Raw genomic sequence first — 20,203 nt, 5'->3', positions numbered from 1 at the left:
ATCTCTTCGTGCTAGAAATAGCCGTATAGAAATACTTTGTCATAAAAACCATAATAACTATTGCTAAGTATTTTTCATTAAAAATCCTTAAATTTGAAACTAAAATAATATTGACTAATGAAGGTTGCTTACTCTAAGAAGAGACTTTATACTAATTTAATTTTAGGGATTTTTTGGATTGTACTTAGCATAGCTTATTACATGAGCATTAAACAATTTAGATGGAATGCTTATCTTACCCTAGCCGGAGGGCTTGCATACATCATATTGTATATTTTAGAATCTCGTAAAAACTATTTCGAAATCACAGACAACACACTTAAAATCAATTCTATTCCAGCTAAAGAGATAAAACTGGATGATATTAAAGCTGTCAATTATTATGCTGGAGATTTCACATTTATTACCTCTGATAAAAAGCTTAAAATTGTTCAAAATCAGATTAATAAAGATCAATTATCAGAATTTCAAGATTTTTTTAAAACCCTAAACTTAAATTTAGCTTTAAAGAAATTCAAGTAATATTGAAACAAAAAAAGCTCTCAAAATAATATGATAATTTTGAGAGCTTTTTGTTTATTAAAGAAGTTTTCACTTTCTCTTTTTAGCTTTTTGTTTTTGCTGACCTCTGTTTGTAGGTTTTGTTTTAGGCGGTTTACGCTTTGTTGGTCCTCCTAGATTGACCTTTTTATTCTTATCTTTTTTCTCATGGAATGCAGAATTACCTTCATTAAGCTTAACATTAACAAGGTTTTTCATTTTTACAACCTCTTTCTCAGACTCAATTTTAATATCAGAAATCTTAACCGCTTCTGGGAAATCTACTTTAAGAATCTCTTTATCCATCAACAATTCTATATCCAAAATAAAAGTTGCTTCTTTTGGAGTATAAAAACTGATTGCAATACCATCTTTATCCGCACGACCAGTACGTCCAATTCTGTGAATATATTGCTCCGGAACTTCCGAAATCTCAAAATTGAAAACGTGAGAAACATCCGGAATATCTAATCCACGAGCCATAATATCCGTTGTGATAATACCTCTTAGCTCGTTATTACTAAATTCTTCCATCGTACGAAGACGGAAATTCTGAGACTTATTAGAGTGAATAACTCCAAATTGTCCAGGGAATTCTTCATTAATTTTATTGAAAATTAAATCTGCGTGTTTCTTATTATTAGCAAAAATCAAAATCTTTTCAAAATCATTTTCTGATTTCAAGAAGTGAATTAATAGATTAAGCTTTGTATTAAAATTAGCAACAGGAATTGCAGATTGAGCAATCTTCTCCAACGGTGTACCAGATCTTGCCAAAGAAATCTCCAATGGATTTTTGAAATACTCATTCAACATTGCATCTACTTGATCTGTCATTGTAGCAGAAAACAAAATATTCTGACGTTTGCTACTCATCATCGTGAAAATATGTGTCAGCTGACCTTTAAAACCAAGACTCAACATCTCATCAAACTCATCAACCACCAATTTCTTAAGATCTTTGAACTGAAGAACATTATCAATCCCAAGATCCATAACACGCCCAGGTGTACCAACTAGAATATCAACACCAGCATACACCAACTTCTTTTGAGTATTGATATTAACACCACCATAAATTCCTAAAACACGAACATTAATTTCTTCCGTTAACTGATTAAGAACTTCCGTTACCTGCACTACCAATTCTCGGGTAGGTACCAGAATAACAATTTTTGGCTGATCAGTTTTAGAGTATTTGTATTCTCTAAGAATCGGTAAAAGATACGCCAACGTTTTACCCGTACCTGTCTGCGCAATGCCCATTACATCGCGTCCGGAAAGAATCGGCGAAAAACTTTTTAACTGAATTGGTGTAGGCTCAGAAATGTTTAATTTTTCTAAAGCATTATTAAGAGATTTTGGTAAATCAAAATCGGAAAAGCTTGATATCATTTTGCAAAGATAATCATTTCAAAAAAAAGGTGATTAATTAAATATAATTGTATTTAATTAATCATTTTAAAAGAAAGGAATAATATTTGTTTAACACGTGTCAAAATAAATCTTATGATTCCACAAATGACTTTAAAATCGTTAAAAACTATCGGACTTGCTAGTCTGTTTATGCTAAGTTTTACATCTTGTAAAATGACCAATACTAATAACAATTCTGTAAAAAGCGATATAGCAGATGCTCACAATGCTAAAAACTCTTTAGATTATGATGGTATGTACCAAGGAACTTTGCCATGTGCAGATTGCGAAGGTAAAAAAACAATCATATATATTAATCAAGATAATACCTATGTTCTAAAACAAGATTATCTTGGTAAGAAAGCTTCAATAGAAGAAAAAGGCAATTATGTTTGGGACAAAAATGATAATCAATTTACCTTGCAACCGTCAGATAGCAAAGGACAAGCACTTAAGTTTTTTGTTGGAGAAAATACACTTACTATGTTAGATACTTCTGGTAAAAAGATAACAGGCAGCCTTGCTGATCATTATGTTTTGTCAAAAGACAATGCTGCGCTTCTTAATAAAAAGTGGAGAATTATGACTTTGTATGGAAAAGCATTTGACTTAGAAAAATCGCCAAAAAGAGAAGGCTATATCCAATTTATAGATGAAGATAATCGCTTTACTTCAACTGCTGGTTGTAATCAGATGAATGGGGCTTTCAAAATCAAACCTAACAATCAATTAGAAATAGGTAATGCTATGTCAACACTAATGGCATGCTCAGATATGTCTGCAGAAAAAGACTTAGGTAAAGTTTTATCAGAAACAAAATCTTTCTTAATTGACAATGAAGATTTGTCTTTTCTAAATAAAGATAAAAAAGTTATCGCTCAATTTAAAGTTCCAATGAACTAAAACATTTCTAGCAATTATAACAATGTCGCACTCTTTACCAGAATGCGACATTTTTTATACATCATCTTTAGGCAGTTTCATAATAATCCTAAAGGTAGATCCTTTTCCTAATTGAGAGTTAACAACTTTTATCTCGCCGTTGTGATACTCATGGATTACACGATTGGCTAATGACAATCCCAATCCCCAGCCTCTTTTTTTGGTAGAATATCCCGGTTTGAAAACCTTTCTCGCTTGGCTTTTTGTCATTCCTATTCCTGTATCTACCACATCAATATACACATTGCGTCCTTTATTATAGAGCAAAACATCCAATTTGCCTTCGCCCTTCATAGCATCTACAGCATTTTTCACAAGATTCTCTATCACCCAACTTACAAGAATCTTACTATGCGGGATGAGGATTTTCTCATATGTTTTTTGAAAATTAAATTCGATTTTAGTAGAAATTCTACTTTTCATATAATTAAAATTCTCCTGCATAGTCTCATTAATATCCAGATCTGTAAGCTCTGGGATAGATCCTATTTTTGAAAATCGTTCAGAAATTGTTTTCAGACGTTCTACATCTTTTTCAAGCTCTTTCACGCCCATTCCGTTTTCATTTTCTAGCTTCATGATTTCTACCCAGCCAATCATAGATGATAATGGTGTCCCGATCTGATGGGCAGTTTCTTTAGCTAATCCAGCCCAGACAAAACCCTCGTCTTTTTTCTTGAGCATCCTCAAAAACCAAAAAGAAAACATCAAATAAAGTCCTATAAATAACGCAATCGCATAGGGATATATGGTAAAATAATAAAGTAAATCAGAATTATCATAAAATACGAATTGCTTCTTACCAAATGGCTGTTCTACGACAAATGGCTCGGAAGCTTTCTCCATCTTTTTAACCAAATTTTGTAACTTGATTGAGTCATTTTCTATAGATTTTGGAATATTAGACAGGAAAAAAGGCGTTCGTTTTTCATCTGTCACGATAAGAGGAATATTGGTATTTTCCTGCATTACCGCCAGATACAATCCTTGAAACTTAGTGTCTGCAGAAGCCTCATCGTCAGAATAAGATTTAAGTGCCGCAGTTATAAGTTCAACCTTTTTTTTCTCTTGTAATCTTAATTGATTAATTAAAATAACAGAAGAAACAGCAATTCCCATAACAACAGCTGTCAGGATAAAGTAAATAACCCAGTTATTGATACGCTTGAGAAAATTGAATCTTTTCATTCTGAAAATTCGGTTTTGATTGGCAATTTATGAAATTAATATTTTAATTATTTAGTCAAATAAAAAAGTGCTAGATATTTTCTAACACTTTTTATATATTTAAGATAAGTCTTTTATAGAGTTTCTTTTAACCAATCAAAGAATTCTCGTTGCCATACCAATCCATTTTGAGGATGTAAAACCCAGTGATTTTCATTAGGGAAATATAAAAATTTAGTTTTAAGTCCTTTTAATTTAGCCGCCTGGAAAGCTTCTTGTCCCTGCTCATAAGGCACTCGGAAATCTATACCACCTTGGATAATCATAATTGGCTTATTCCATTGTGCAACCTTTTTAATCGGATTAAATTCTGTGTAAGCTTTAGGTTGAGGGTTTTTCCAATAAGGACCGCCAAGATCCCAGTTAGCAAAAAATAACTCTTCTGTTGTCCCATACCAAGATGTCATGTCAAACAATCCATCATGTGCAATAAAGGTTTTGAATCTGTTCTCATGCATCCCAGCCAACATAAATACAGAATAACCTCCATAACTAGCACCAACTGCTGCTACTCTATCGTTATCTACATAAGGCAAAGTTTTAGCAAAATCTGTCGCTGCAATATAATCTCTAATTGGTTGTCCACCCCAATCACCGCTGATTTCTTCGTTCCATTTTGTACCCCAACCTGGCATACCGCGTCTGTTAGGTGCCACGACGATATAATCATTAGCTGTCATTAATCCAAAATTCCATCTAACACTGAAATATTGTGTTAACGCAGATTGTGGACCTCCTTGACAATATAGAAGGGTTGGATATTTTTTATTCGGGTCAAAATTAGGCGGATAATGGAACCAAACGCCCATTTCTTTTCCGTCCGATGTTTTAACCATTTTCAGCTCCGATGTCCCTTGAGACAATTGGGCGTAAGTTTCTTTGTTAACCTCCGTAACTTGTTTCATCGCGCCTTTCTTCAATTCAACTGAAAAAAGATCTGCATTATGATTAACATCTACTCTGGTAACGATAAGGTTATTTTTAGTCTGAGCAATAATGCCATTAACATCAAATTGTCCATTGGTAACCTGAGCTACTTTTGCAGACTTAGCATCTACAGAAAACAATTGTATTGTACCTCTGTAAGCAGCAGTGAAATAAATAGATTTTCCGTCTTCGCTCCAGTAAGTTGCCCCTGTAACAGACTCGTCCCAATTTTTGGTAAGATTAGTTTTAGCTTTGGTCTTCCAATCCATGATAATGATATCATTTTTGTCGGCTTCGTAACCATCGCGTTTCATACTTTGCCACAATAATGACTTGCCATCTTTACTGAATTTTGGGTTAACATCATAACCCATCATACCTTCTGTAAGATTAACAGTTGTACCTGTTGCTAAGTTGTAAGCAAAAATATCAGTATTAGTGCTTTGTGCATAATCTGCGCCGCTTTTAGCTTTAGTCACGTATAATAACTCAGCAGAGTCTGGACTCCATATAAAATCTTCGCTTCCCCCAAAAGGTTTCTGTGGAGAATCGTATTTTTTACCTTCTAAAAGATCTTTAGCTTTATCAACAGATTCAGAAATATTAACTACAAAAACGTGGTTATATTTACCTTCATTCCATGCATCCCAATGTCTGTGGTTAAGATCTGTATAGATCTGCGCAGTAGACTTAGGCGTATCATTGTATTTATCTTTCCCTAAAAGTTTTTCTACTAAAACAGCCTTACTAAAAGCTATTTTTTTACCGTCTGGAGAAATAACAACATTTTCTACATCGCCATCCACGGCATAGAAATCTTGCCAAGTCTTCCCTGCATCTTTAGAAACAACAATCTTATCTCCTTCTTGTGCATATAAGCCATTCTTATCCCATTGGATGATTGCTCTTTTCCGGAAATCTACCTTTGTTGCTGTATTATTAATTAAATTAAGAAAATAAGATTCAGAACCTGATTTTTCAGTTTTGAGATCTGTTTTACTTAACTTATAAATCAAAGAAGATTGATCTGGAGAAACTGCCTGAACACCGATTTTGTTAAGCGTCCACAAAATTTCTGGCGTCATCACGTGTTGTGCATTCATCATAAAAGGCGCTGCTAACGCAAAAAGCGTATGTTTTAACTGCATGAAATTGTTTTTTATAATTCTCTACGAATTTATTAATTATATTTTAAAGATCATTAAGATTATAATATATCAAAAAAACATTGTATCCATCAATATATTATTATAAATAAATCGCATAAAATCTAGAATATCTTTCATTAATTAATTTTTAATGATTATATTTGCCATTCAAAATTTTAAATTAAATGAGCACTATATTCACGCTTTTTATGGTATTAATAATGATCGCTTGCGTCTTATTAGTAATTATTATCATGGCACAAAACCCTAAAGGTGGAGGTCTTTCTGGTACATTCGGAGGTACATCTTCTGCAACATTTGGTGTGCAAAGAACCAACGACTTTATGGAGAAAGCAACTTGGACTTTGGGTATTACAATTGCTGTACTAATATTATTAAGCATTGTAATGACTGGGAAACCATCAGTAGCAACACAAGCTCCTAAAGCTCCAGCAAAACAAGAAGCTCCTGTAGCACCAACTAATAATGCTCCAGCAACACAAGCTCCAGTGCAGAAATAAGAATTATATTTTATATAAATATTAAACCGATTGATTATTCGATCGGTTTTTTTTGTCTAAAAAAGTGAAATATAGAAGTTTGTTTATCAAAATTAAAGCGCATTAAGTTTCTAACTAACGTTAAGAACTTTGTCTAATATATCTCTAAAAAGAAAAGAGAGAAACCGCAGTCTCTCTCTTTATCAAAACAATAATAAAAATTAAAAAGTAAAATTAACTCTACTAAAGACGTAGCGTCCATTTTGTCCAAATTGTGAAGTCGATCTAGAATAAACAAATTGATCGTTATTACTAGAAAGTGGTAAATTCTTAGTTGGATAGATATCAAACAAATTGTTAACACCTAATGTCAATCCAACATTTTTTGTAATGGTATAACCCAAAGAAATATCCGTAATGACTTTATCAGAAATTAACTGATGCTCGTAAGGTAGTACATTAGCATTAATAATATCTGCGCCCCACACTTTCCCGAAGTAAGTATTTCTTAAGTAAAAATTAAAATCTTTCCAACTTATATTATGAGATAAACTGGCTTTAATCTTTGGCACAGAATCTTCCAGATATACTCTAGATTTCTCTGAGAAAAAAGTATTTTCTAACCCAAGGTTTCTAAGCCCTTCTGAGGTATGTACATCACCAACTTTTCTGGTTTTATTAAGGTTAATCGCAAAATCATTATTCAGTTTTACAGCGCCAGTTCTGTAATTATGGCTGATGACAATATCAAGACCTTTGGTTTCTGTATCTATAGAATTGGCAAAAAACTGCGCGGCAGTAACACCCGCTTCATCAAATTTTTGTTGAAGTCCTTGTAGACTAGGGTTAACCAAAATCTGTTCTGCAGTTGGTCTATTAAATTGATCCGTTAATACAATACGATCATCGATTCTGATAAAATAAGCATCTGCTGTGATGTTCAAATTAAGACTCGGAATTTTATATGTAAAACCTGTGCTGATAGATTTTGACGTTTCTTGTTTGAGTTTCGGAATTCCGAAAGTTGTAGCGAAATAAGAATCATTACTAAAAGTCCCTACTTCCTTCAAGACACCATCAGAAAATAAAGTAGATGTTGTATTATAATAAATCTGGTGAATTGATGGTGCACGGAAACCCGTAGATCCAGCAAATCTGAAATTAAGATGATCTGTTAACTTAATTCTTGATGCCAATTTATAATTAAATGTCGACCCAAAATCCGAATAGTCCTCATATCTAATTGCAGCATCTACCAATAACCAATTGGTGAAATTAAATTCTACATCTGCGTAAGCTGCATAAGAGTTTCTGCTTCTATCAGTTCTGTTAGCATCTCTAAATCCTGCAAAAACCTGTGATCCTCCTGCCAAAGCAGCTCCAAAAAAATCTGTTGGCTTTTGATTAGCTGGTGTTGCAGCCGTCTGTGGATTCCCGAAAATATCATAAGCCGTGTAAGAAGCCGCTTCGCCTGGTGTAATCTTAAAATTCTCATGGCGCTGCTCTCCTCCAAAAGCTACATTAATCCCAGACCAAACATCAAAATTCTTACTGAAATCTAAGTTAACAGTATTTTGTAAAAATTGTAATCCTCCCGCCTTAAAACTATTAGGAGTTGCAAACCTCAAGCTCGTATTGCCAGTATTTTTAATCGTATAGTCGAAACTATTTTGACCAAAAGTATTACTCAAATCAACATTCCAGCCACTCCATTCTCCTTTGATCCCAGAAGATAAAGACACATCTTGTATATCCGTTACAATATTAGGCAGATAACCATCCGGATATAATCCTGTAAATGTTCTCGCTTGATTTGGACGTCTATAAAATCCTCCAGAACTACCATGTCTTATGCCATAACCACCAAAAGTATAAACCTTCCAATCATCATTAAGAGGCACTTCTATATTTGCAAAAACTTGTTGATTGTTAAGCTTAGACTGTCCAACTTGCATATTAAAATCTCTTCTTTCTAATCCGCGATATGCCAATTCCTGATTAGTAACATCGCCTTTTAACAAACCTTGCAAAGCAGAAATACTCGTCGCATTCTGAATATTATTTTGTAATGCCTGGTTAAAATATCCCACCTTTGGCGCATATTGCTTGATGTAATCTATTAACTGCTGAGAATTGGGCGTATTATTAATGTTAGAAAACAAAGAAGACAAATTAACTCCATCATTAAGCGCTCTTTTTTCAATTGCATTGTAGGCATTATACAAAGCACCACTTTCTACACCCGCTCTAGTTGTTGGCTCTCGAAATTGAGAAGATAAGGTCACGTTATAAAAACCACCTTTAGTTCCAATTTTATTCCCGTAATTAAGATCTAACTGATATTGTTGCCCATCAAAATTACCTGTATGATCGTTAGCTGTTGGTGTAAGATATCCACCATAATTAAGTTGTCCTGTTAATTTTCCTGTATCTTTTTTTAAGATTAAATTCATCACACCGGCAATAGCATCAGATCCATATTGTGCAGATGCGCCATCACGCAAAACTTCAATTTTATTAAGCGCAAAAGCTGGGATAGCATTAAGATCCGTCCCTACTGTCCCTCTTCCTGGAGAACCATTAACATTAATCAATGCAGACGTATGCCTTCTTTTACCATTAACTAAAACCAAAACCTGATCCGGACTAAGACCTCTTAATTGCGCAGGATCTAGATGATCCGTACCATCTGCATTAGTCTGAATAGTGGACGTAAAAGAGGGAGCTATACTGTTAAGAATTTGATTAATATTAGTCTGTGGCAGGCTTACAGAAGCTTCTTTGATATTAAAAACATCTACTGCAACTGGACTATCAGCCTTAGATCGTCCACCGCTTCTAGAACCTACGACAACAACCTCTTCTATATTATTTTGTTGTATAGAATCTTTTTTAGCCACGATCTCTTGACCAGAGAAAGTCCCTAAGCCCGCAAAAAAAACAACAGCGCTTGTCACTGAGTAAATTTTGTTCTTTTTAGAATTTGAATTCATTTTTGTTATATTTTTTAAATTTTTTGACCATAAAAAAACCTCTTCCAGAAAGACAGAAAGAGGATATCAAATTATATCTATAAAAATAAAAATGAACTGATCTTACTTATCTATCCTTTTTCAAGGTTAAATGAAACACCTTACCTAATTGGCAGGTTGTTAAGACTTCTAAGGGTTAACTCCCTCCATCTTTCTTAATAAGTTAACAACAATATTGCATTATCATGGTGCAAATGTAAAACAGTTTTAATAAAAAAACAAACATTTCATACCGAAATAGTATGAATTGATAAACTTAAGCAATTAATAGCTTGATTATCAATAATTTAATTTTACAATAAAAAAGAGAAACTAAAAAGCTTCTCTTGAATATTAAGATTTTGAAATGAATTTCATAAGATCATCTTTATACCTCTGATACGTAAAAGCATCAAAAACAATAAAGAAATTATTACGATCTACACATGAGTTAAAAAGTTGCTTAGCCAATTCTAAGCGATTAGTATCAAAAGAAAATTCAGTTAACATTTCAGCAATTTGCTTGGACGTAAATTGCGTAGTTCTCAGTTGTTGTAGAATAAAGTCTTTTTTATTATTATCAAAACTAGCTTCTCTTTTCATCGTAGTCATAAACTGAGAAAAGCTCTGATTATTCATTACATTACTTGGATTAGAATTACCCCAACCGTTGTTATAAGGATTATTCCAGACATCATCCCATTGATTAAAACCGTATGTCTGCCCTTTTATCGGATAAGAATCTAAAAGATATAATCCATTATGGGTAAAGAAATCTAGAACGATTCTGTTATTATTAGACACTGATAATTGCGTTCTGTAAATAAGAAATCCATCTTGATAAATTGAAATTGGCATACGACCTGAGTCTAAATCAAAAAAACGAAATTTTCCAGAAGCATTACTTATCGTCTGGTCTCCTATTTCTACAGTAAAATATCCATATTCAGGGATTCTTAAGAATACTTCGGAATAGCCAAAATTCTGATTCCACCGATAGCCAGAAGTCTGCCCAGAAGAAGAAGAATTATTATTGCCAGAGTTATTAGGATTTCGGAAACCAGAGTTATCCAAAGCTCCTGATTGATTATTAGAATTACGATTGTTAGACGACTTATTATTTCTAAAACCTTTATCTGATTTTTGCGTATTTAGCTCTGTTTTAGAAGCTTCATTTTTAAGGAATTCACCAGCTTTACCGGCTTCTTGTGCAAAACCAGATATACTAATAGCAATTAACATCGAAGTAAAAATACTTTTCATAGTTTTGTAATTTATAAATTATATTATGTCATGAATCATGCCATAAAAAATAATTATCATATAAAAGCATAAAAAAAAAGAGAAGTTTATTAACTTCTCTTTCAATAATATTATGTCAAAAACCTTACATGTGTAAAGCTCTCTTTCCTGTAGCATCCAAAGCAGCTTCTTTAATAGCTTCTGCATAAGTTGGGTGCGCATGAGACATTCTAGAAATATCTTCAGCACTTGCACGGAATTCCATCGCGGTAACTCCTTCTGCAATTAGATCGGCAGCTCTTGCTCCAATCATATGGAAACCAAGAACCTCATCTGTTTTCTCGTCTGCAATAATCTTTACAAAACCATCTGTATCACCAGAAGCTCGGCTTCTTCCTAATGCTCTCATTGGGAAATTACCAACTTTATAAGCAACACCCTCTTCCTTAAGCTGCTCTTCTGTTTTACCAACACCAGCAACTTCTGGCCATGTATAAACAACACCAGGAATCAGGTTATAATTGATATGAGGTTTCTGACCTGCTAGAGTTTCAGCAACAAAAGTTCCTTCTTCTTCCGCTTTGTGCGCTAACATTGCACCAGCAACAACATCTCCAATTGCGTAGATATTAGAAACATTAGTCTGTAAGTGATCGTTAGTTTTCACGCGACCTCTTTCGTCCAATTCTACACCAGCTTTCTCTAGTCCAAGTCCTTCTGTATAAGGTTTTCTACCAACAGAAACTAATACATAATCACCTTCTACAACAACTTCTTCTCCTTTCTTATCTTTAGCCGTAACTTTTACAGAATCTCCATTTCTTTCTACACCAGCAACAGCAGTAGAAAGCATGAATTTCATACCTTGTTTTTTCAAGACTTTTTGTAATTCTTTAGACAAAGATCCATCCATACCAGGAATAATCTTATCCATAAACTCAATCACAGTTACCTGAGATCCTAATCTTAAATAGACAGAACCCAACTCTAGACCAATTACACCACCACCGATAACAACAAGATGTTTTGGGATTTCTTTAAGGTTAAGTGCTTCTGTAGATGTAATTACTCTTTCTTTATCTAAAGTGATAAATGGCAAACTAGATGGCTTAGATCCCGTTGCGATAATGGTATATTTAGAATCGATTGTTTCTGAAGAACCATCATTCTTAGTTACTTTAATTTGTGTAGCAGATTCAAAACTTCCAACACCTTCAAAAACGGTAATTTTATTTTTGTCCATTAGGAAATTAATTCCTTTGGTGGTCATCTCTACAACTTCGTTTTTACGAGCGATCATTCTTGCGATATCCGCTTGTGGCTCATTAATGATAATGCCGTGGTTTGCAAAATCGTGTTTCGCTTGTTCAAAATGCTCAGAGCTGTCCAATAAAGCTTTTGACGGAATACAACCTACGTTAAGGCAAGTACCGCCCAAAGTAGGATATTTCTCAATAATTGCAGTTTTGAAACCTAATTGCGCCGCTCTAATTGCAGCAACATATCCGCCTGGACCTGAACCTATTACGGTAACATCGAATTGACTCATGTTATTATATTAATTTGTTAATTATTATCTCTTTAATTCCTACAAATTTAACGATTAATTACTAAGTGAGAAAGTGAGATTTATCAAATTTCATATTAGACGTATAAAGTTTATGATTAAACCTTAAAAACAATAAAATGACTGATCTTACTTTACTTTTCCACTCACTCAATATATTTTAATCCTAAAAATAAGCATTAGAAAAGTTCCTTACACTTACAAAAGTATCACAAATCAAAATTGATTTTCCCTTTACCAAGTTTCGCCGAACTTTCAAAATAAAGACCTCCATAGACATACCATTGAAGGCTTTCCAAAAATTCGATTGCATTTTCTGGTGTTATTCGTGCTCTATCTTTTTTAGAAACAATCCCTTTGTACCATCTTCCTGAATTGGGGAAACTTTCAAATTCAACAAAATAATGAATCCATATTCTCTGGCAAAATTTGCACTGCTGGATTGTTACTTCTGCATCTCTTCCGTTGGTATGATCTATGCCTAACTCAGAACTTCTGAATTCTGTGTAGCTAAGAGTCGGTTTTTCACAAGCGCATCCAATTTGGGGAATTTTATTCATCTATTATTATTGATTTTAATAAAGTTCAAATGTAAGAAAATAAGAATCCAAAACGCAAATCCTCCAATTACTTCTTCATAATATCCATTAAAACATTTTCATATTTATCCAAAATAATATCCTTAGAAAATCTTGATTTAATAGATTCTACAATCGCTTCTTTGGGATGATCCTGATGTACAATTCTCAATATTTCTTCAGAAAAAGCTTTATGATGTTCTATATCAGAAATTTCTCCATTAACATGATCTTTTATAATCTCATTAATCCCACCTGGGCAGTTATTGGCTAAGGCATAGACTCCGCACGCTCCTGCTTCTAACAAAACATTAGGAAAACCTTCATAACGAGAGGATAAAATGAACAAATCTGCAAATTTCAAAAACTGATAAGGATTGTCTTGCCGTCCATAAAACGTAACATTGTTAAGGTCTAAATCATGTTTAATTTCATTCAACAATTCTTTATCTCGTCCGTCGCCCAAAATATGAAGATGAACATTGGCTGTTTTAAGATGATAAAAAACCTTTAACAAATTATCAAATCCTTTTCTGGAAGATAGATTACCAATGGCAACAATATTTTTTTTATCATAGCTAAAACTTTCTGGTCGTGTAGAAACAGCCAACTTTTCATTGATGAAATCAAAATCAACAGGATTATTTATTTTGATTAATTGTTGAGTATTTAGTTTAAAATTATCAACCAAATCATGTAGCATATCATCGCTTTGGCAGATAATTTTGTGATAATTTTTATAGAATTTATAGAAGAATCTAATTTCCTTTCTCGTGACATGCTGAGAAACTACGTTAGTCTCGCGAGCGATGAATTTAGTTTTCGGAAATAGGCGAATAAAAATCGATAAGTAGGCGTTAACTTCTCCAAATCCAGAAAATACAATATCTGGTTTTCTTTGTCTAATTTCCTTTAAAATTGGCAAAAGAGAATTCCTAATTCTTTGGACCTTAAGATCAATAATTTCTACGTCATCTTTTACGATATTGAGGTAAGCGCCTTCTTTACGAAGCAACATGATTTTTGGGTCAAATTTTTCGCGAGGCAAGTGATTGGCAATGGTTGTGACAATCCTCTCTGCGCCGCCACTTTCTAAATCTGGAAGTATAAAAATTATCGATTTTTTTTTCATCTCTGCTAATTTATAAAAAAAACGGATTTTATCATATTTATTGTTGAAAATATAATACACTTATTACAAAACATAAAAATCCCTTTCCAAAATAATTAGAAAGGGATTTTTTTATATCAATTAAAAAAAATTAATTAGCAACGTCACTAATAAATTTTATTCTTAGCATTCTTACTTCTTCATCACTTAGATCGTCGCCAAACTCGCTTAGGAGAACCTTCATGCTATCACTTTCTGATTCTTTCATGAACTCCATAAAGTCATCAACGATATCTTCGTCAAAGTTTTCTTCTATATAATAATTAATATTAAGTTTTGTACCTTGATAGACGATGGCTTCCATTTCTTTGAGAAGCTCATTAATAGTAAGATTTTTAGCTCTAGCAATATCTTCTAGGTCAATCTTTTTATCAGTACTTTGGATAATAAAAACTTTATGGCTCGATTTGTTAGCGACTTGCTTCAAGACCATATCTTGAGTTCTTTCTATGCCATTATCATCAACATATTTTTTAATAAAATCTGCAAAGTCTTTACCATATTTTTTGGCTTTACCTTCTCCAACGCCATAGACTTTTGCAATCTCGTCTAGTGTAATTGGATATTGTACCGTCATATCTTCCAAACTTGGATCCATAAAAACAGTGTACGGCGGAATGCCCAACTTCTGAGCAATTTTCTTTCTTAATTCTTTAAGCTGCCCGAACAAAACCTGATCTAGACTTCCTCCAGATTGCACCTGTACTTGGTCACTTTCTGCTTTGGTCTGTGCTAAGTCGTACTCTCTATCTTCTGCGATAAAGAAATTGACTTTATTCTTCCCTTCTAATAAATCTAATCCTTTTTGGGAGAATTTTAGTACGCCATAAGTTTCTATATCTTTTTTGAGATAATCTTGTACGGTGGCTTGTCTTATGATAGATTTCCAATAGTTATCGCTTTCTGACTTCCCAAAACCGAAATATTTAGATTGCTCTAATTTATAAGACTTAGTTACTGCCGTTTCTTTGCCAGCTATAATAGATATTAAATCTTTGGTCTTAAATTTCTCTCCCAAAAACTTAATTAATTCTAAAACTTTCTTAAGATCATCTGATGCTTCTTTAAGCTTAGGAGGGTTGGTAGAGTTATCGCACATCTTGGCGCCTTCTCCATTCTCGGGATCAAATTGCTCTCCGAAATAGTATAATAAATATTGGCGTCTACTCATAGAAGTTTCTACATAGCCTACGACTTCATTAAGCAATTGCAAACCTATTTCTCTTTCAGACACAGGTTTTTGAGCTAAGAATTTTTCAAGTTTCTCAATATCTTTAGGATCATAAAATGCTAGGCAATAACCTTCTCCTCCATCACGTCCTGCTCTACCCGTCTCTTGGTAGTAACTTTCTAATGATTTTGGAATATCATAATGAATTACAAATCTTACGTCTGGCTTATCAATCCCCATCCCGAAGGCAATAGTTGCAACAATAACATCTACTTCTTCCATCAAGAATTTGTCCTGATTAGCCATTCTTGTTTTTTGGTCTAATCCTGCATGATACGGCAAGGCATTAATCCCATTAACCTGAAGAAGTTGCGCAAACTCTTCGACTTTTCTTCGACTTAGACAATAGACAATACCTGATTTTCCTTTTCGTTGATTGATAAATTTTACAATTTCTTTATCAACGTTAACCTTAGGTCTTATTTCGTAAAATAAATTAGCTCTGTTAAAGCTTTCTTTAAAAACCAAAGCGTTGTTCATCCCCAAAGTTTTTTGGATATCATCTTGTACTTTGGGCGTTGCCGTAGCTGTTAATGCAATAACTGGTACTTGAGCAATTTTATCTATGATCCCTTTTAGATTACGATACTCTGGACGAAAATCATGTCCCCATTCTGAAATACAGTGTGCTTCATCGATGGCTACAAAAGATATCTTCACCTCTTTTAAAAACTCAACGTAATCTTCCTTAATTAATGATTCTGGTGCTACATATAACAACTTGGTAACACCGCTTTTTATATCATCAAAAACTTGTTTTACCTGAGCTTTATTAAGTGAAGAATTAAGCACGTGTGCAACGCCATTTTTGTCAGAAAGACCATTAACTGCATCTACTTGATTTTTCATCAAAGCAATTAGAGGAGAAACAACAATGGCTGTCCCCTCAGAAATAAGTGCTGGAAGTTGATAACACAACGATTTCCCACCACCTGTTGGCATTAATACAAAAACATCTTGCCCTGATAACAATGTTTTTATAATTAGTTCTTGTTGCCCTTTAAATTTTGAGAAACCAAAGTATTTTTTTAGTTCTGCAGATAAGTTGAGGCTTTTTGTATCCATCCTATAATTTAGTTTGCTAAATTTGCATCCAATCAAAGTTAAACAATAATATCAATAATAAGAAATCTTTTCTAATCAATAGTATTGATGTTAATAGACAAGTAACATATTGTTATTATCACAAAATTCTTTTAAAATTGAATTTTGCTATCCAATTTTGGTTAAGAGTCAATTAACGGCTCAATTTAAGAAATAAAAAGTTTATTTGAAAATTTTTAATACTAAGCATCAATTTAAAATTATGAACATCCTTTCTTTAGCTAAAAAAACTTTATCCATAGAAATATCAGAACTAGAGTCTTTACGAGATCGCTTAGACGAAAACTTTGAAAATGCCGTAAAAATTATCAATAATGCAAAAGGAAAATTAATTATTGTAGGCATAGGAAAATCTGCACACGTCGCTAACAAAATTGTTGCGACCCTTAACTCTACAGGTACACCTTCTCAGTTTTTGCATGCTGCAGAAGCTATCCATGGAGATCTTGGCGTGATCCAAAAGCAAGATATTGTCTTATGTATTTCTTACTCTGGTAACTCATCAGAAATTGTTAATCTCCTTCCGTTTCTTAAAGATTATTCGGCTACATTAATAGGAATGACAGGTAACCCAAACAGTAAATTAGCTGAAGTGTCTGATATTATTCTTAATACTCACATAGACAAAGAAGCCTGCCCTAACAGATTAGCTCCAACAAGTTCTACAACTATACAAATGGCTCTAGGTGATGCTTTAGCGGTTTGTCTTATGGAACTTAAAGATTTTAAAGATACGGATTTTGCAAAATTTCATCCTGGTGGAAGTCTTGGCAAGAATCTTACTGCCAAAGTAAGTCAATTTGTCTCTCAACACAAACCCGAAGTTACAGAAAATGCTAATATCAGAGAAATTATTATCTCAATAAGCGCGTCTAAACACGGTATTACTACGGTCGTAGAGAATGACACTATATTAGGTGTAATTACTGATGGTGATCTTAGAAGAATGCTTCTTAATCAAGACGATGTTTCTAAAGTTATTGCTAAAGACATTATGAGCAAAAACCCTAAAAGTATTGATAAATATCAATTGGCTAAAGATGCCTTGCTAATCCTGAAACAAAACAATATTGGGCAATTAATCGTCACGGATAAAGAAAAATACTATGGGATCATAGATCTGCATACACTTCTAGACGAAGGTATTAATTAAGCTTATGATTTATCACATAATTAAAGATTTATTTTTCTGAATTGATTAACTTCGCAAATTATCCTGAACCTGAAGTAATACATAATGTCTGAAGAAAAAGAAATGTCCTTCCTTGGACACATTGGAGAATTAAGAGCGCATCTTGTACGCGCTATTTTGGCTATCGTTGTTGGCGCACTAATTGTTGGCTTTAATGTCAATTGGATTATGGATCACGTTTTCTTTGGTCCTACTAATAATAACTTCCCTACATTCAGAATTATTAATTATTTCTCAAGAATGTTTACCGATCACGACAGCATCGTACTGCCTGATACTTTTAAAATCCAACAGAAGCAATTGTTTCAGCAGTTTAATGTCATGATGGCTGTTTCTATTTTTGGTGGAATTATATTGGCTTTCCCTTATATTATCTGGGAAATATGGCGATTTATAAGCCCTGCCTTAATGGCAAAAGAAAAGAAAAATTCATTATTTTATATTAATGCTATTTGGATTTTATTTATGGCTGGCGTGTTGTGTGGTTATTATTTAATCTTACCATTAGCCATTAATTTTGGATTATTATTTTCGGTTTCCGATAATATTGTACAATTATTTGATCTTAGTGATTACACTACATTATTTTTACAAGTCGTATTAGGGATGGGGGTTGTATTTTTATTCCCTGTTATTGTCTATGTATTAACATCTATCGGCATATTAACGCCTAAATTCCTTAAAACCTACCGTCGTCATGCGATTGTACTAATAATGGTTGTTGCAGCGATTATTACACCAGCAGACGTATTAAGCATGATGGCTGCGGCATTGCCACTTTTATTACTATATGAAGTAAGTGTACTTATGTCAGGATACGTTTATAGAAAAATAGAAAAACAAAATAAATCTACCGAAATTACTAAAACATCATAAAGCAAAAAGACTATCAATTTGATAGTCTTTTTTTTATCTAAACTTAAATAGTATTACTTTTTTATACCTAGCAGAACAATTGTAGACACGATAAAAGCACTTCCAATCCAATCCATTAATAAGAACGGAACATTAAGCCAAAGCACAGCAACAATTGTTGCAGATAATGGTTCTGCAGAAGCTAACAAACTCGTCTTTTGTCCTCCAATAATCTGAGCCGCTGTCAGATAAGCATAAAATGCTACTAATGTCCCAAAAACGATTATAAATCCTGCAGAAATATAGGCGCTAAAGTCCCAAACTCCTTCTACAGAAAAAGGAGATTTTACAAAAGAAAATGCCAAGCCTCCCAGAACCATCGCCCAACCAATCACAACAGAAGAATTATATTTACGAAGTAATGCCATTGGTTGAAGTGTGTAAATTGCTAGACTAAAAGCCGAAGCAATCCCCATATACAAAGCTTGCTTTGAGATATTCAAAGAATTAATATTACCATGCGTCACCAACAGAAACGTCCCAACAACGGCTAACACAATTGAAATTATTTGCCAAATATCCGGCGATTTCCTGCTTTTAATACTTAGAAAAATCGCAATAATTACAGGTCCTAAATACTGTAAAACCGTTGCTGTTGCAGCATTAGAATATTTGATTGTGGCAAAATAAGTATACTGCACCGTTAACATTCCTATTAAGCTAAAAAGCACCAACTCTACAATATCTTTTCTATTTTTCCAAATACCAAAAAGATCTTTATTACCTTTAACCAAAGGAAAAACTAACAAAATAATACCAGAACAAAGCATTCTTACTGTAATCATCCACTCTACATTAACTCCACGCTGTTGAAATAAGAATTGTGCAAATGTACCAGACAATCCCCATAGTAATGCTGCTAAAATTGCTAAAACAAAACCTCTTGTCAATTGATTATTTTGAATGTTCATGGAATATTTTTTTTGCAAAAATATCTCATTATACATTGGCTTTTTCATTAAATTTGGGCTAATAAATGCAATTTTGTTTCATATTAATTAATAAAAGAATGAAAGAACTAGATCAATTTGATTTGAAAATTCTACAAATCTTACAAGAAGATAATCTTACACCACAACGTAACATCGGCGAAACCATTGGTTTATCAGCAGCAGCAGTACAAAGAAGGATCAAAAAAATGCGAGAACTTAATATCATTCAATCAGATATTGCTATTATTAACCGCGAAAAATTAGGGAATCTCATTACTCTTTTTGTAGAAGTAGAACTTAATACAGAAAAAATAGCGTTAATAGACGAAGCTAAAGAAATCTTCCTCAATACTCCAGAAGTACAACAGTGTTATTACGTAACAGGAAATGCTGATTTTATGCTGATTATAATCGTACCATCCATGCATGAATACGAGAAATTAACCCGTAAAATTTTCTTTAATAATAAAAATATGAAACAGTTTAAAACATTTGTAACACTAGACATTGTAAAGCTTAGCATGGAGCTGCCTTTACCTTTAGAAAAATAAAAAGTGAAG

Annotated in this window: 16 protein-coding genes and 1 riboswitch; of the genes, 6 read left to right on the top strand and 10 right to left on the bottom strand. The window is 33.2% G+C overall.

The window, feature by feature from the left end:
• Nucleotides 1-117: 117 nt before the first annotated feature.
• On the top strand, nucleotides 118-522 hold the full coding sequence (locus tag ACQQ6V_RS03635) for a YdbT family protein (RefSeq protein ID WP_448844196.1): 405 nt from the start codon (nucleotides 118-120) through the stop codon (nucleotides 520-522).
• Nucleotides 523-591: 69 nt separating this feature from the next.
• Here ACQQ6V_RS03635 and ACQQ6V_RS03630 read toward each other — a convergent pair whose 3' ends face one another.
• Entirely contained in the window at nucleotides 592-1,935 is a 1,344-nt protein-coding gene (locus tag ACQQ6V_RS03630; RefSeq protein WP_448844195.1) for a DEAD/DEAH box helicase, read from the bottom strand.
• A gap of 114 nt (nucleotides 1,936-2,049) precedes the next feature.
• On the opposite strand from ACQQ6V_RS03630, the gene ACQQ6V_RS03625 reads away from it, so the two are divergent.
• A complete protein-coding gene (locus ACQQ6V_RS03625; RefSeq protein ID WP_448844194.1) occupies nucleotides 2,050-2,859 on the top strand; it encodes a copper resistance protein NlpE N-terminal domain-containing protein in 810 nt (269 codons plus the stop codon).
• Between the two features lie 54 nt (nucleotides 2,860-2,913).
• On the opposite strand, the gene ACQQ6V_RS03620 is transcribed toward ACQQ6V_RS03625, so the two are convergent.
• Nucleotides 2,914-4,086: a sensor histidine kinase gene (locus ACQQ6V_RS03620; protein WP_448844193.1), complete on the bottom strand. Its 1,173-nt coding sequence runs from the start codon at nucleotides 4,084-4,086 to the stop codon at nucleotides 2,914-2,916.
• 113 nt (nucleotides 4,087-4,199) lie between these two features.
• The gene (locus ACQQ6V_RS03615) at nucleotides 4,200-6,200 is read right to left on the bottom strand and encodes a S9 family peptidase (RefSeq protein WP_448844192.1); all 2,001 of its coding nucleotides are present in this window, start codon (nucleotides 6,198-6,200) and stop codon (nucleotides 4,200-4,202) included.
• Nucleotides 6,201-6,385: 185 nt separating this feature from the next.
• Here ACQQ6V_RS03615 and secG point away from each other — a divergent pair, with 185 nt between their 5' ends.
• On the top strand, nucleotides 6,386-6,721 hold the full coding sequence (secG, locus tag ACQQ6V_RS03610) for a preprotein translocase subunit SecG (RefSeq protein WP_448844191.1): 336 nt from the start codon (nucleotides 6,386-6,388) through the stop codon (nucleotides 6,719-6,721).
• A gap of 200 nt (nucleotides 6,722-6,921) precedes the next feature.
• Here secG and ACQQ6V_RS03605 read toward each other — a convergent pair whose 3' ends face one another.
• From ACQQ6V_RS03605 to recQ, 6 genes are all read right to left on the bottom strand, one after another.
• On the bottom strand, nucleotides 6,922-9,693 hold the full coding sequence (locus ACQQ6V_RS03605; RefSeq protein ID WP_448844190.1) for a TonB-dependent receptor plug domain-containing protein: 2,772 nt from the start codon (nucleotides 9,691-9,693) through the stop codon (nucleotides 6,922-6,924).
• A gap of 103 nt (nucleotides 9,694-9,796) precedes the next feature.
• Nucleotides 9,797-9,897, bottom strand: a riboswitch (SAM riboswitch).
• Between the two features lie 168 nt (nucleotides 9,898-10,065).
• Nucleotides 10,066-10,974: a DUF4476 domain-containing protein gene (locus ACQQ6V_RS03600; protein WP_448844189.1), complete on the bottom strand. Its 909-nt coding sequence runs from the start codon at nucleotides 10,972-10,974 to the stop codon at nucleotides 10,066-10,068.
• Nucleotides 10,975-11,098: 124 nt separating this feature from the next.
• A complete protein-coding gene (lpdA, locus tag ACQQ6V_RS03595; RefSeq protein ID WP_448844188.1) occupies nucleotides 11,099-12,502 on the bottom strand; it encodes a dihydrolipoyl dehydrogenase in 1,404 nt (467 codons plus the stop codon).
• A 227-nt stretch (nucleotides 12,503-12,729) separates the two neighbouring features.
• Nucleotides 12,730-13,080, bottom strand: coding sequence for a hypothetical protein (locus ACQQ6V_RS03590; RefSeq protein ID WP_448844187.1), 351 nt, complete (start codon nucleotides 13,078-13,080; stop codon nucleotides 12,730-12,732).
• 67 nt (nucleotides 13,081-13,147) lie between these two features.
• Nucleotides 13,148-14,230, bottom strand: coding sequence for a glycosyltransferase (locus tag ACQQ6V_RS03585; protein WP_448844186.1), 1,083 nt, complete (start codon nucleotides 14,228-14,230; stop codon nucleotides 13,148-13,150).
• Between the two features lie 130 nt (nucleotides 14,231-14,360).
• Nucleotides 14,361-16,565 (bottom strand): DNA helicase RecQ, encoded by a 2,205-nt coding sequence (gene recQ, locus ACQQ6V_RS03580; RefSeq protein ID WP_448844185.1) that lies wholly within the window; start codon nucleotides 16,563-16,565, stop codon nucleotides 14,361-14,363.
• A gap of 241 nt (nucleotides 16,566-16,806) precedes the next feature.
• On the opposite strand from recQ, the gene ACQQ6V_RS03575 reads away from it, so the two are divergent.
• Together ACQQ6V_RS03575 and tatC are read left to right on the top strand one after the other, a co-directional pair.
• Nucleotides 16,807-17,757, top strand: a complete 951-nt coding sequence (locus ACQQ6V_RS03575; protein ID WP_448844184.1) for a KpsF/GutQ family sugar-phosphate isomerase — start codon at nucleotides 16,807-16,809, stop codon at nucleotides 17,755-17,757.
• 84 nt (nucleotides 17,758-17,841) lie between these two features.
• Complete coding sequence (gene tatC / locus ACQQ6V_RS03570; protein ID WP_448844183.1) at nucleotides 17,842-18,672, top strand: twin-arginine translocase subunit TatC; 831 nt, start codon at nucleotides 17,842-17,844, stop codon at nucleotides 18,670-18,672.
• 53 nt (nucleotides 18,673-18,725) lie between these two features.
• Here the strand turns inward: tatC and ACQQ6V_RS03565 are convergent, their stop codons facing one another.
• Nucleotides 18,726-19,622 (bottom strand): DMT family transporter, encoded by an 897-nt coding sequence (locus tag ACQQ6V_RS03565; RefSeq protein WP_448844182.1) that lies wholly within the window; start codon nucleotides 19,620-19,622, stop codon nucleotides 18,726-18,728.
• A gap of 98 nt (nucleotides 19,623-19,720) precedes the next feature.
• On the opposite strand from ACQQ6V_RS03565, the gene ACQQ6V_RS03560 reads away from it, so the two are divergent.
• Nucleotides 19,721-20,194 carry an Lrp/AsnC family transcriptional regulator gene (locus ACQQ6V_RS03560; RefSeq protein WP_448844181.1) on the top strand — a complete coding sequence of 158 codons (474 nt, stop codon included), beginning with the start codon at nucleotides 19,721-19,723 and terminating at the stop codon, nucleotides 20,192-20,194.
• The last annotated feature ends 9 nt before the right edge of the window (nucleotides 20,195-20,203 follow it).

The organism is Chryseobacterium electrogenes (genome assembly GCF_053553015.1).
The sequence above is the reverse complement of the archived record's forward strand: the minus strand, read 5'-3'. Positions and strand labels throughout refer to the sequence as shown.